We start from the raw sequence: 13,143 nt of genomic DNA on the forward strand, positions 1-13,143 counted from the left end.
TTCAAACGGCCTTTTCATATCTATCTTTTATTGGCTGATGTCTTCCAGCGTACGGCCTTTGGTTTCTTCACCCAATACCAAGATTACCGCCACAATCAGCAGCATAACCAGCGCAAACATCATAAAGATATTGCCGAAGCCGCCGCTGTTGCCCACCATCGCCGCCACCACCATGGGCGCGAGTATGCCGCCGATGCGGCCGATGGCGCCTGCCCAGCCGGATGCGAAGGCACGGAAGCGCAAGGGGTAGAGTTCGGGGGTGTAGGTGTACAAAACGCCCCATGCGCCCAAGTTAAAGAAGGACATCAGGCTGCCCCAGACCATGACTTCGGCCGCAGTGGTGCTTTGCCCGAAAAACCATGCGCACGCGGCGCACGCGGCCAGGAAGCCTGCCAGCGTTGCTTTGCGGCCGATTTTTTCCACCAAGGCCGCGGCGGCTATATAGCCGGGCAGTTGCGCAACAATCATCACCAGCACATATTCAAAGGTTTTGACCACGGTATTGCCCTGCTCAACCAGCAATTTGGGCAACCAAGTAAAAATGCCGTAATACGAAAACACGATGCCGAACCAAACCAGCCACAGCATCAGCGTACGCCGTGCAAACGGATGTTGCCAAAGCTGGAAGAAACGGATGCGTTCGCGCGGGGCGGCCGGTGCGGCAACGGCTTCTATCGGCGGCGTGATGCCCGATTGAATTTCCAGCGCGGATACCAAATGGTGCGCTTCGTCGGTTTTGCCACGGGAAAGCAGGTAAGGCACGGATTCGGGAACGAATTTCAACACCAACGGCACATAAAACAGGGGCAAGGCGCCGAATAAAAACGCGCTGTGCCAGCCGGTTTGCGGAATAAAGAAATAAGACACCAGCGCGGCCGAAAGCCAGCCCAAGCCCCAAAAGCTTTCCAGCAACACAATAAAACGGCCGCGTACTTTCGGCGGCGCATATTCGCTGACCAGCGACACGGCGACAGGCAGTTGGCCGCCCAAACCGACGCCGACAAAAAAGCGGCACACCAGCAAAACCGTCAAATCAGGCGCAAGCGCACACAAACCTGTGGCAATGCTGTACACCACCATCGTGCCGGCAAAAACGGTTTTCCGTCCGAACCTGTCCGCCAGCCAGCCGCTGAATACCGCACCCAGAGCCATGCCGACAAAGGCAATGCTGACAATCCAACCCAACTGCGCCGGAGCCAACGCCCAATCTTTGCCCAAAGCCGGCAATACAAACGACACCAAGCCTGTATCCATGGCATCAAACAGCCAGCCTATGCCGACCAAAACCAGAAGTTTGTAATGAAAGCGGGAGGGCGGCAGATTGTGCAGCCGCGTCAGAATATCCATCACTTCTTTCCTTTGTTTGTGTATGATTGAATTGAGTTTTAGCAATAACTGCTTTAGTTTCAGCTACAAACCTAAAAATAGAGCATTGTGCCGATTTTAACATTGGTACCCTATGCAAAGAATAGGAAGCGCGTGTTTTTTGGCTATTTTTATCGCCAAAACCGCACGTCATATTAAAACGCTGAATAAGGGTTCACAGCAGGCCGTCTGAAAGTTGATGGTTTGGTTTTCAGACGGCCTGCCGTTTTTTGCAAAGGTTTCATGCTTGGGTTATGATGTTTATTTGTAATATGTAAACAGACGATTGCCTGTTTTTACATAACGGGCCGTCTGAACAACGGAGAACGATATGAATGCGGTTGTAATTGCGGTCATCATCATGCTGGCGCTGTCTTTATCGCGCGTGCATGTGGTGCTCAGCTTGGCTGTCGGCGCGTTTGTCGGCGGCTTGGTGGCCGGTATGCCTTTGGAGAATGTAACCAACGCGGCCGGCGATGTGGTGCAGCAAGGGATTATTCCTGTTTTTAACGAAGGCCTGAAAGGCGGGGCGCAAATCGCGCTGTCTTATGCCATGCTCGGCGCGTTTGCCATGGCCATCACGCATTCCGGCCTGCCGCAACAGCTCGCCGGCATGATTATCCGCAAACTCAACGGCGGCGAAGGCAATGCGAAAGGCGAAGGCGCGGTCAAATGGATGCTGCTGGCGATTATTTTGTGCATGGGCGTGATGAGCCAAAACGTTGTGCCGATTCATATCGCATTTATCCCGATGATTATTCCGCCGCTGCTGTTGGTGTTCAACCGTTTGAAACTCGACCGCCGCCTGGTGGCCTGCGTGATTACGTTTGGCTTGGTAACGACTTATATGTTCCTGCCTTACGGCTTCGGCGCCATCTTCTTGAACGACATCATGTTGGGCAATATCCGCTCGGCAGGCATGGACACCGGCAACATCAATGTGATGCACGCAATGGCGATTCCGGCTTTGGGCATGGTGTCCGGCTTGCTGCTGGCCTTTTTGCACTACCGCAAGCCGCGCATTTATCAAAACAACGCCGCCGATACGGAAGACAATCGTGAAGCGGTGCAGCAGCAAGAGCCGTCAACCTATCGCAGCTTGGTGGCGGCCGTAGCGATTGCCGTGTGCTTTGCCATTCAGCTTTTGTATGAAAACTCATTGGTATTGGGCGCGATGTTGGGCTTTGCCGTGTTTATGATGTTGGGCGTGATGAACCGTTCCGCCGCCAGCGATGTGTTCGGCGAAGGCATCAAAATGATGGCGATGGTCGGCTTTATTATGATTGCGGCACAAGGTTTCGCCGCCGTTATGAACGCGACCGGCGACATCCAGCCTTTGGTCGAACGCAGCATGGCTTTGTTCGGAAGCAATAAAGGCATGGCCGCCTTTACCATGCTGTTTGTCGGCCTGCTGGTAACCATGGGCATCGGCTCGTCTTTCTCCACCTTGCCGATTATTACCGCGATTTATGTGCCTTTGTGCATCAGCTTGGGCTTCTCCCCAATGGCTACCGTGGCCATCGTCGGCACGGCAGGCGCGCTGGGCGATGCCGGCTCTCCCGCTTCCGACTCAACGCTCGGCCCGACCATGGGTTTGAATGCCGACGGTCAGCACGACCACATCCGCGATTCGGTTATCCCGACCTTTATCCACTACAATATCCCGCTGATGGTTGCCGGCTGGATTGCCGCGATGGTACTGTAATATGAGCGATATTCAGGAATTGGAACACCGCGTCACAGAGCTGGAAATTCAGACTGCCTTGCAGGAGGATTTAATCGGCAGCCTGAACGATACCATCGCCAAGATGCAGCAGGCTTTGGATTTGCAACAAGGCCAGTTGCGGCTTCTGTATCAACGGATGCAGGACAAAGGAGCAAACGGCGAACGCGAACCGTACAGCCTGCGCGACGAGATTCCGCCGCATTATTGATAAACTGAAAAAGGGCGTGTTGGATACATGCCCTTTTCTTTTATAGCAAAGGCCGTCTGAAAGTCAATCAAGCTTTCAGACGGCCTTTTAAACAATCCAACCTTACAAACAAACCAATTCGTTGGCCATTTGCTGCTCGACGGTTTCACGTTGGCGGATAAGTTTGTATCCGCTGCCGTCAACCAATACTTCCGCCGCACGGTTACGCGTGTTGTAGTTGCTCGCCATGCTTGAACCATACGCACCTGCGCTGCGGATAAGCAGTAAATCCCCTTCTTCGCAGGCGATGGTGCGGTCTTTGCCGAGGAAGTCGCCGGTTTCGCAAATCGGGCCGACGATATTGGCCGTCAGAGGCTCAATGTCTTTGGTTTCGACCGCTTCGATGTGATGATAGGCATCATAAAGTGCCGGACGCATCAAATCATTCATCGCCGCATCGACCATCACAAAGTTTTTCTCTTCGCCATGTTTGACGAACTCGACGCGCGTCAACAACGCACCGGCATTACCAACCAAGCTGCGGCCGGGCTCGAGGACCAGTTTCAGACGGCGTGTACCGATCAGTTTTTGAACTTCTTTGGCATACGCACCCAAATCAGGCACATTTTCGTCTTGGTAAACAATACCTACACCGCCACCCAAGTCCAAGTGTTCCAACACAATACCTTCGTCTGCCAGTTGGTCGACCAAGGCCAAGATACGTTCGCAGGCTTCGATAAGAGGGCTAAGGTCGGTCAGTTGCGAGCCGATGTGGCAGTCGATACCAACGATTTTCAAATGGCTTTGTCGGGAAGCATGACGATAGGCCTCAAGCGCATCGGCATAAGCAATACCGAATTTGTTGGCTTTCAAACCGGTGGAGATATAAGGGTGGGTTTTGGCATCGACATCAGGATTGACGCGCAGGGAAACCGGAGCGACTTTACCCAAACGCGCAGCAACTTTCTGAATACGGTCGATTTCGGGAATGCTTTCCATATTGAAACATTTCACGCCTGCATTCAGCGCAAATTCAATTTCTGCCTCACTCTTGCCCACACCGGAAAAAATCGTTTTCGCCGCATCGCCGCCGGCCACCAAAACACGCGCCAACTCGCCGCCGGACACAATGTCAAAACCGCTCCCCAAAGAAGCAAAGTGTTTGATGATGCTCAGGTTGCCATTGGCTTTAACCGCGTAGCAGACAAGCGGGTTCAAAGCGGCAAACGCGGTTTGGTAGTTGTCAAACGCCTCGGTCAGCGCAGATTTGCTGTACACATAAAGCGGCGTGCCGAATTCCTCGGCAAGGTGGGAATAAGGGATGTGTTCGCAGGATAAGGTCATGTTTGTGAAGTCTTTTTTAATCGTTGGTTTGAGTGGTCGGCTCTTTGGCCGTATCGAATTTCAAGCCGGTCTGAATCACGCCGAAGCGCGCCTTGTCGCCTTCTTTGGGCAGGTAGAGGTCGCCTTTGTAGCCGCAGGCAGAGAGCAGCAGAGCCGTTGCCGCTGCAAAAAATACGCCGTATTTCATCAGTAAAACTTTCTTCATCATTACGAATGTGGCAAGATTCGGTATCTTAAACAAAAACCACACAAAAAGCCATGATGACCGAAAGCGAATTCATCCGCCTGAGCGAAGAATTGTTTGAACACATTGAAGATCAAATCGATGAAAACGGCTGGGATTTCGACTGCCAGTTTGCCGGAAACGTCCTGACCATCGAAGCCGAAGACGGCACGCAAATCATCGTCAATCGCCACACACCCAACCAAGAATTGTGGATTGCCGCCAAAAGCGGCGGCTACCATTTCGCCGAACAAAACGGCAAATGGCTGGCAACACGCGACGGACGGGATTTCTACGATGTTTTGAACGAAGCACTGAGTGCAGCTTCGGGCGAAGCAGTCAATATTGCCGAATTGTGATTGAATCTTTAAATCTCACCCGCTAAAAATCTATTTACCTCAAAGGATACCCAAATGCCCCTACTAGACAGTTTCAAAGTCGACCACACCCGTATGCACGCCCCTGCCGTGCGTGTGGCGAAAACCATGACCACGCCGAAAGGCGACACCATTACCGTATTCGACCTGCGCTTTTGCGTTCCCAACAAAGAAATCCTGTCCGAAAAAGGCATCCATACGCTGGAGCATTTGTTCGCAGGCTTTATGCGCGACCACTTGAACGGCAACGGCGTCGAAATCATCGACATTTCCCCGATGGGCTGCCGCACCGGTTTCTACATGAGCCTCATCGGCACGCCCGACGAGCAGCAGGTCGCCGACGCATGGCTCGCTTCGATGCAGGATGTGGTCAACGTCAAAGACCAAAGCAAAATCCCCGAGTTGAACGAATACCAATGCGGTACTTATCTGATGCACTCGCTCGCCGAAGCGCACGAAATCGCCCAAAACGTTTTGGCACGCAAAGTAGCCGTCAATAAAAACGAAGAGCTGACATTGGACGAAAGCCTGTTGAACGCTTAATCCGCTATGACAGCAAAGGCCGTCTGAAACTTTATATAACAAGTTTCAGACGGCCTAAGACCTTTTATTTCAATTTTCAACCTTTCAGCCACAGTTTTACACCGCCTAAAAATAAGTTGGCGGATGCTGACAGTGTACATAGTATAATTACACTTTAAACAAACAACCTGATTCTATTGCTTTTATGAAACCGTTTTTCTGCAAAACCGCCATTGCCTTCAGCCTGACCCTCCCCGCCGCCGCCAACGCTGCCGAGTATGTCTGCAATGTTGAAGGCATCACCGTTTATGCTTCATACCAGATCAATGACGCCTGTCGCATAGTTGAAACAAACAATGTAACAGAAACCAGCGTCGTTGCGATTCCGGGCGACACTCCGGTTTTAAAAACGGTACAAACAACAGAATTTAAAGCATCTGCCGCTGACTACGTTCATGCTTCTCAAGCAACGCCCGCGGTACAAACCCCAGTCGTTGTTGCTCGAAATGAATACGGTATTCCGGCACCTATTTCCATTCCGATGGCACAAACTCGACAAGCTGTGCCAGCAAATAAAACCATTGCAAACAGCGTAATCGTTCCCAACAATACGCCTGCTTTGGAAATATCAGCCGTTGCAAAACCTGAAAACTATGTTGTTGATACTGCTACCCACAACACAACTTCTGCCGTACAAACGCAGACAACTGCCGTTCAAGAGGACAACACTATTGTTCCTCCAATGCTCGCCGCGCAAACCCAACCTACCGTTGCAACCGACAAAGCCATTGCAGACGGCGTAATCGTTCCCAACAATACGCCTACTCTGGAAGTGCCGCCCACAATAAAAGCTGAAGACTATATTGCCGATACTACTGTCCGCAATACAACTCCTGTCGCCCCTGCCCAACCTACTGCTTCTACCGAAAAAACTGTTTCAGACGGCCTCGCCATTCTTAATGAAACAACAGTTGATCAACCTATCGTACCTGCAATTCAAATCCCACAAGAGATTGTTCAAAATCCTACTGTTCAGCCGCAAATTTCAGCTAGCCAAAATAGCCATGCGGTAACAACTCAAGATGAAGCGCTCGATAAAACACCAGCCAAAGCTGAGACTAAGCGCAAAGGCAAAACTTATGCCAAAACATCTTCTCGACGCAAAGCCAAGTTCAGCCGCAGCAAAGCCGACAAGATTGACGTTGTTCATTCATCTGAAGAACAAGCTGCCAAACCAATTACCACGGCTTCATCCGAACCAAGCACACCGGCAACCTCTACTCCGGCAGAGCATGGTAAAACCACAGCCCCTACACCTTTCCCTAAAGCATACAAACCGGCAGCCGACATTTTGCTGGATAAAGGAAATAACGACAGCGATATTAAAATTCTGCCGAACGTACCGATTACCAGCGTGACCAACACAGCCGAAGCCGCCAATCCGCGTCTGAATATTATCTTGCGCAACCGTCCGGGCAAATCACGCGCTTCTTCATACAGCAAATACAAAGCCCCTGTTATCCGTACTGCCCCTGTGGTTACGCCGGCACCTAAGCCAAGTCCTAAGGAAACCCGCAAACAAATATTGCAGACCGAAGTACGCAACGAACAGGCCGCTATTACCCGCCTTCAAACACAGCTGAATGCGGCCAAACAAAAAGGCGACCAAATTAAAATCCAACAGCTGACCCGCACCATCAACGCCCGTAAAGCGAATATCCGTGCAATTCAAGGCGAGATGTCCCGTTGATTGGTTGTAATGAAAAAAGGCCGTCTGAAAGTTTTTCAGACGGCCTTTTTAATGGCGTAAACCTGTTTATCTCAACATACAAACCCTTTCGTTAAAATCATTTCTCCCATCACAAAGTACACTTCTTCACATCCCTACCCTCGCACGCCATCACTTTTTCTATCCAATCGGCGATATCTTGCCAATAATATCGCGTCTTTTCAGACGGCCTATCAGCCTGCACCCCTTCATCATTCAACACAACGGGAACACCCTGTTCTACACCGACTTCAAGTAGAATCCAAATACTGCCCTCACGAGCATCGGTATGGGCTGCTTGATGCTCATAGGTCCAGCCAACCGCAGCTTGACCGCCATTTTGCAAAGACTGCATCGCCAGCAACAATGGATGAAAGCAGGTATCCATATTATTGTCGGTAGCAACGACCAAAGTTGCACCATGCGTGCCTAACGCTTGCGCGGCATGAAAAACGGGGGAATTGTGCAGATTGGCAATGAAGTCAAACGGCATCGCGGCGTGATGGTTCAATACATTATCCGCCATTTTTTCAAACACGGATGGCGAAGAAAACGGCGTACCGAGAAAAACGGTGCAATCAGAGCGGATTTCGCTTTGTTCCTTCAGTTGCCCTGCGCCAAGCGCGGCAATCAAACTCAAGCGGCTGAGACGGCGGGTGTCTATATCGCTTTGCTGCTTTAACGTTTGTTTGAGGATTTTGCCGCCGGTGTCGGCGTCCGTATCAAAACGCACAGCGGCGGTAATGCGGATATTAGGATTTACAGTTGCCATTGCCATACCAAAGATGTGTTGCTGCCGCCAAAACCAAACTGATTGGCCAAACAGAAAAAGCCGCCTTTTTGTGAAGCCGCGCACTCGGAAAAACAAATTTCCCGCCCCTGATAATCGTTGCTTCCGCCTTGTTTTAAAGCGGATAAAAGCAGGGCTGTTTCAAGGGCTGCCGTTGCGCCAAGCGTGTGTCCGATTTGCGGTTTGAACGCCATCAAGGGCGGCAGTGTACCGAATATATTTTCCAGTGCGGCCAATTCGGCGGCATCGCTGTCAGCCGTGCCGATGCCGTGTGTTTTAACGGCTGCAATGCTTTCAGGAGCGATGCCTGCAACATCCAAAGCGCGTCGCATCACTTGCTCCTGCGCTTGGCCATCACTTTGAATCAAGTCATTGCCTGTATTGGTGGCGTGTCCGATAAGTTTCAGACGGCCTGAAGAAGATTCGGGCGCGACGGAAGATAAGGCAAGCGCGGCAACCCCTTCGCCTAAAATCAAACCGTTTCCGCCAAAAGGCTGATACTGTTCGGTCAGCAAACCCAAGCTGTGAAAATGCAGCAAAGTCAGCCGGTTGAGGTTTTCAATACCAAGTACAAAGGCACGCTCCGCCCCGCCGCGCAAACAATTATCTGCCTGAATCAGCGCATGGGCGGATGAAGTGCAGGCAGTAGCGAAACTGAAAATCTGCCGATTGCCGCTGCGCCGGTGCAAATCTTCGGCAAGATAAAGCAGATTGTGTTCCTCTACCGCCCTATTACCCGCAAAATGGCGGTTTTCATATTCGGAGATGGAATAGGAACTAGACCCGATAAACACCGGCGCATCATGCCAGCTTTCAGACGGCCAGCCTGCATGTTCGGCGGCTCGGCGCAAATGTTGTTCGGCAATATCCGCAAATTCCTTCCGCCCCAAACTGTCGCCGGCGAATGCACGAAAATAAGCAGCCTGCTGCGGCTGGTTTAAAAACGTATAAGACACCGCATCAGGCCGTCTGAAATCCGTTTGCGGATTCAAAGCAGAAGTGGCCGCCGTACCGCAAACCCAACTCACGCGCTATGCTCCGCGCGGATAAACGCCGCTAAATCGCGTACGCACATCATATGTTTGCGCACCATACGGTCGCCCTGCAGGCGCACTTGAAAATACTGTTGCAAGGCAACGCTGATTTGCAGCGCATCAAGCGAATCCAAACCGACCGGACTGTCATCGCCAAACAAAAGCGCATCGTCGGTGAAATCATCCATATCCACATCGTCGGCCTTATCGGCCTCTTGCACGATTAACTTTTTCAATTCCGCTTCCAGCTCGTGCTCGGCCAGCGTAAAGGTGTACGACATTTTCAAACTCCCATTTTTATCTCATGAAGCAACAGCTCGTTTTAGCGAAACTCGCTACGCTCGTTTTCAGACGGCCCGAACTTTATGCAAAATCGCCCCAAAGCGTCTGCATGGCGGCGATGGCCGCAAGTGAGGCGGTTTCGGTACGCAACACCCGTTTGCCGAGCGTAACGGATTGAAAACCGGCATCAAACGCCTGTTGCTCTTCCTTCTCCGTCCATCCGCCTTCCGGGCCGACCATAAACACGACTTTGCCGGATTGCGGCTGAACATCGCTCAGTTTTTGAGCGCGGTTCAAGCTCATTAATAGTTTGGTCGTTTCCTGCGGCAACTGCTGCAATGCCTGCGCATAAGTCGTCAGCGGCAAAACCTTCGGCACAATATTGCGGCCGCTTTGTTCACACGCCGAAACAACGATTTCCTGCCAACGCGCCACCCGCTTTTCAGCGCGTTCTCCGCTCAAGCGGACGACACAGCGTTCGCTGATGACCGGACGAATTTCTGCCACGCCCAATTCCACGCTTTTCTGCAAAGTGAAATCCATGCGCTCGGCGGCGGATACCGCCTGTACCAACGTAATGTTCAGCGGCGATTCGTTGTCCGTTGCCTCTTCACGCAAAATCCGCACGCTGGCTCGGCGTTTTTCCAAAACTTCGGGCAAAGCCGGATATGACTTGCCATTGCCGTTGAACAACACGATTTCTTCCGTATTTTTCACGCGCAATACATTCAGATGGCGCACCACATTATCGGGCAATTCGACCACGCTGTCGGGGCTTAAGGCAAAATCAACGTAAAATCGGGGCATGGTTTCCTGCTTTATTCATGTATATAATTTGAACTTTCGTGAACGAAGTTGAAACACGGCGACATACACTTGCCTGCCTGATTTCGATTTCATCCACTATAATTTGAAAACTTCCCGAATTTTAATCCACTGTCACGCAAAACTGCAAAAAACAAGGATACGCCGTGCTATACCGTTTACAGAAAGTCGTCCGCCACATCGCCCAAACCGAAGTCATGCCGCGTTTTCTGAACACGCCGTCACGACGCAAGGAAGACGGCTCGGTTTTGAGTGAAGCAGATTTGGCCGCACAAACCGCTTTTGCCGCCGCCCTGCCCTTATTGGAGGATTGTCCGATGTTGGGCGAGGAGATGAGCGTTCAGGAGCAAACCCGTTTGTGGAACGAACATTCAGACGGCCTGTGGATTGTCGACCCCATAGACGGCACAAACAACTTCGTCAACGGTTTGCCGCATTTTGCCGTATCCGTCGCTCTGGTTAAAAACGGCCGCGCCGAATTAGGCGTGATTTACAATCCGGTCAGCGGCGAATGTTTCTATGCCGAACGTGGCAAAGGCGCATTCCTCAACGGCACGCCGCTACCGCTGCGTTCGGAAAACAAAAAACTCAACGAATCCATTGCCGGCGTGGAAATCAAATACCTGCGTTCGGGCAAACTCGCCAGCCGCATGAATACCCTTGCCCCATTCGGCACAATCCGCAGCATGGGCAGCAGCACGCTCGATTGGTGCTACCTTGCCAGCGGCCGCTACGATATTTACATCCACGGCGGACAAAAGCTGTGGGACTACGCTGCCGGCGCATTGATTTTTGAAGAAGCTGGCGGCTGCCTGACCACACTGGAAGGCGACGATTTTTGGAGCGGCGAGCACGTTTTCAAGCGTTCCGTCATCGCCGCATTGCAACCCGAGCTGTTTCAACAATGGGTGAAATGGATTCGAGAAAATCAGTAAAAATACCGTTTATCTTCAAAATATCACGATTATCTTGCAACTTATTGAAATTATTTCACTTCTTAACAGCATTTAATACTAAAAACGGTAGAATATCAATCGCTGACACAACACCGCTCTTTCATCCCTTTTGGGCGGTGCAGCAAGTAAGACGTTTTCCCGCAATGTATTGGCCATTCATACTTCTCCCTTAGTATGAATGGTTTTTTTTATCTGAAAAAAAACAGCTCAGGCCGTCTAAACGTTCAGACGGCCTGTTTACACTACTATTTGAAAAACTGTCCGCAACACGCCTTAAACTTTTTGCCCGAACCGCACAAACAAGGCTGTTTCATTGTCGGCAAAGCAACGGTCGGATCAATAAAGTACCAATGCCCGTTTATTTTCACGAACGCCGACAATTCATGATAGCACTCAGTTTGCCCGTTCTCTTCAAAATACGCCTCAAACTCGACCAAAGCATGCAGCTTGCCAAACGGAACATGACGGATAACCTTCAATCCCGACCACTGTGTCTGCCTACTCCATGACGCCAAATCCTGCTTGTCCAACAAATTCTGCTGCGCAGGGACGGTCGTGTCCACGATATAGTCGATTTCCTGCAAAACATACGCACTGTAACGCGAACGCATCAACTCTTCCACCGTCAAGGCCGCCGCCTCACACGCATGAAACGGTGCGCAACATTTCGTATATACGCGCCCCGACTGACAAGGGCAAAGTGTAGCCATCATTCCTAATTACCTGAATAAATCCATTTCAAAATTATAACGCAAACTCGACTCAGGCTCGTCTGAAAACGAGCGTAGCGAGTTTCGCTAAAATAAGCAAAGCGGGTTTCGCCAAAATAAACGCAACAATCTGATATAATGTGCCTTTTCGATTTTGACTATCCATGATGACCATTCCCATCCAAAGCATCAGCCGCCTGTTGCCGCAAACCCAATGTCGTGAGTGCGGCTATGAAGGCTGCTTACCCTATGCACGCGCCCTGTCGGCAGGAGAAGCACCGGTAAACCTGTGTGCGCCGGGTGGGGAAACCGTCATGAAAGACCTGGCCGACCTGTTGGGCAAGCCCTACCTCGCGCCGGCAAAAACACAAATCAAAGCCGTGGCCCTGATTGACGAACCCGCCTGCATCGGCTGTACCGCCTGCATCCGCGCCTGCCCTGTCGATGCCATTATGGGCGCGTCCAAACTGATGCACACCGTCATCAGCGACGAATGCACCGGCTGCGGCTTATGCGTTACCCCCTGCCCCGTCGACTGCATCGACATGGTTCCCGTATCGCAGCCCTTCCTGCCGTCCGCACGCCGTTTCAGCACCTCTGCCGAACCGCGCTTTGCCGCCTCCGAACACGCGCAAAGCCGTTTTGAACGCCATACCGCGCGCAAACAGCGCGACGATGCCGAACGCAAAGCCCTGCTGGCGCAACGCGAAGCCGCCGTCAAAGCCAAACAGGCCGCACAGGCACAAACCCGAACAGCCGTACCAAGCGCCGCATTCAACCCCATGGATTTGATTGCAAAAGCCATGGCCAAAGCGCAATCGCAACAGGACAAACTCGTCTCCTCCGACAACCGCAAAGACTTCAAAGCGCGCCAAATTGAAGAAGCCAAAGAACGTGCCGAACTGCGCCGCGCCCAACGTGATGCCAAATACGGCAACGAAGCCGAAAAAGTCGCCGCCATCGAATTTCTGCGCCGCTATAAAGCCGAGCAGGAAGCGGCCAAAGAAGCCCGCTGATTTCCAAAACAACAAACC

15 protein-coding genes are annotated in these 13,143 nt (G+C 51.6%); 7 read left to right on the plus strand and 8 right to left on the minus strand.

Annotated features, from left to right (window positions below; all coding sequences use genetic code 11):
• Positions 1–27: 27 nt before the first annotated feature.
• Positions 28–1,347 (minus strand): MFS transporter, encoded by a 1,320-nt coding sequence (locus RRV97_RS08075; protein WP_315611222.1) that lies wholly within the window; start codon positions 1,345–1,347, stop codon positions 28–30.
• Positions 1,348–1,696: 349 nt separating this feature from the next.
• Here RRV97_RS08075 and RRV97_RS08080 point away from each other — a divergent pair, with 349 nt between their 5' ends.
• Both RRV97_RS08080 and RRV97_RS08085 read left to right on the plus strand, forming a co-directional pair.
• Complete coding sequence (locus RRV97_RS08080) at positions 1,697–3,070, plus strand: Na+/H+ antiporter family protein (RefSeq protein WP_315611223.1); 1,374 nt, start codon at positions 1,697–1,699, stop codon at positions 3,068–3,070.
• 1 nt (position 3,071) lies between these two features.
• Positions 3,072–3,299, plus strand: coding sequence for a SlyX family protein (locus RRV97_RS08085; protein ID WP_004518924.1), 228 nt, complete (start codon positions 3,072–3,074; stop codon positions 3,297–3,299).
• 102 nt (positions 3,300–3,401) lie between these two features.
• Here the strand turns inward: RRV97_RS08085 and lysA are convergent, their stop codons facing one another.
• Positions 3,402–4,622, minus strand: coding sequence for a diaminopimelate decarboxylase (lysA, locus tag RRV97_RS08090; protein ID WP_315611224.1), 1,221 nt, complete (start codon positions 4,620–4,622; stop codon positions 3,402–3,404).
• A 16-nt stretch (positions 4,623–4,638) separates the two neighbouring features.
• A complete protein-coding gene (lptM, locus tag RRV97_RS08095) occupies positions 4,639–4,809 on the minus strand; it encodes an LPS translocon maturation chaperone LptM (RefSeq protein ID WP_036472795.1) in 171 nt (56 codons plus the stop codon).
• A 71-nt stretch (positions 4,810–4,880) separates the two neighbouring features.
• Here lptM and cyaY point away from each other — a divergent pair, with 71 nt between their 5' ends.
• The 3 genes from cyaY to RRV97_RS08110 all read left to right on the plus strand — a co-directional run bounded on the left by cyaY (position 4,881) and on the right by RRV97_RS08110 (position 7,494).
• A complete protein-coding gene (cyaY, locus tag RRV97_RS08100; RefSeq protein ID WP_049323082.1) occupies positions 4,881–5,204 on the plus strand; it encodes an iron donor protein CyaY in 324 nt (107 codons plus the stop codon).
• A 54-nt stretch (positions 5,205–5,258) separates the two neighbouring features.
• Positions 5,259–5,765: an S-ribosylhomocysteine lyase gene (luxS, locus tag RRV97_RS08105; RefSeq protein WP_315611225.1), complete on the plus strand. Its 507-nt coding sequence runs from the start codon at positions 5,259–5,261 to the stop codon at positions 5,763–5,765.
• 184 nt (positions 5,766–5,949) lie between these two features.
• On the plus strand, positions 5,950–7,494 hold the full coding sequence (locus RRV97_RS08110) for a hypothetical protein (protein WP_315611226.1): 1,545 nt from the start codon (positions 5,950–5,952) through the stop codon (positions 7,492–7,494).
• Positions 7,495–7,603: 109 nt separating this feature from the next.
• On the opposite strand, the gene RRV97_RS08115 is transcribed toward RRV97_RS08110, so the two are convergent.
• The 4 genes from RRV97_RS08115 to RRV97_RS08130 form a co-directional block, all read right to left on the minus strand.
• On the minus strand, positions 7,604–8,290 hold the full coding sequence (locus RRV97_RS08115) for a hypothetical protein (protein WP_315611227.1): 687 nt from the start codon (positions 8,288–8,290) through the stop codon (positions 7,604–7,606).
• Positions 8,272–9,330, minus strand: a complete 1,059-nt coding sequence (locus tag RRV97_RS08120; RefSeq protein ID WP_315611228.1) for a beta-ketoacyl synthase N-terminal-like domain-containing protein — start codon at positions 9,328–9,330, stop codon at positions 8,272–8,274. Before RRV97_RS08120 ends, RRV97_RS08115 begins: the two co-directional genes overlap by 19 nt.
• Positions 9,327–9,617 (minus strand): phosphopantetheine-binding protein, encoded by a 291-nt coding sequence (locus RRV97_RS08125; RefSeq protein WP_315611229.1) that lies wholly within the window; start codon positions 9,615–9,617, stop codon positions 9,327–9,329. Before RRV97_RS08125 ends, RRV97_RS08120 begins: the two co-directional genes overlap by 4 nt.
• 82 nt (positions 9,618–9,699) lie before the next feature.
• Positions 9,700–10,425 (minus strand): 16S rRNA (uracil(1498)-N(3))-methyltransferase, encoded by a 726-nt coding sequence (locus tag RRV97_RS08130; protein ID WP_263340246.1) that lies wholly within the window; start codon positions 10,423–10,425, stop codon positions 9,700–9,702.
• Between the two features lie 164 nt (positions 10,426–10,589).
• Between RRV97_RS08130 and RRV97_RS08135 the strand changes: the two genes are divergently transcribed.
• Complete coding sequence (locus RRV97_RS08135; protein ID WP_070645626.1) at positions 10,590–11,378, plus strand: inositol monophosphatase family protein; 789 nt, start codon at positions 10,590–10,592, stop codon at positions 11,376–11,378.
• A gap of 266 nt (positions 11,379–11,644) precedes the next feature.
• Here the strand turns inward: RRV97_RS08135 and RRV97_RS08140 are convergent, their stop codons facing one another.
• Positions 11,645–12,112 carry a YchJ family protein gene (locus tag RRV97_RS08140; protein ID WP_315611230.1) on the minus strand — a complete coding sequence of 156 codons (468 nt, stop codon included), beginning with the start codon at positions 12,110–12,112 and terminating at the stop codon, positions 11,645–11,647.
• Positions 12,113–12,276: 164 nt separating this feature from the next.
• Between RRV97_RS08140 and RRV97_RS08145 the strand changes: the two genes are divergently transcribed.
• Positions 12,277–13,125, plus strand: a complete 849-nt coding sequence (locus RRV97_RS08145) for an RnfABCDGE type electron transport complex subunit B (RefSeq protein WP_315612254.1) — start codon at positions 12,277–12,279, stop codon at positions 13,123–13,125.
• Positions 13,126–13,143 lie beyond the last annotated feature (18 nt).

Origin of the sequence: Neisseria sp. DTU_2021_1001991_1_SI_NGA_ILE_055 (assembly GCF_032342915.1) — a bacterium.
GTDB lineage: Bacteria > Pseudomonadota > Gammaproteobacteria > Burkholderiales > Neisseriaceae > Neisseria.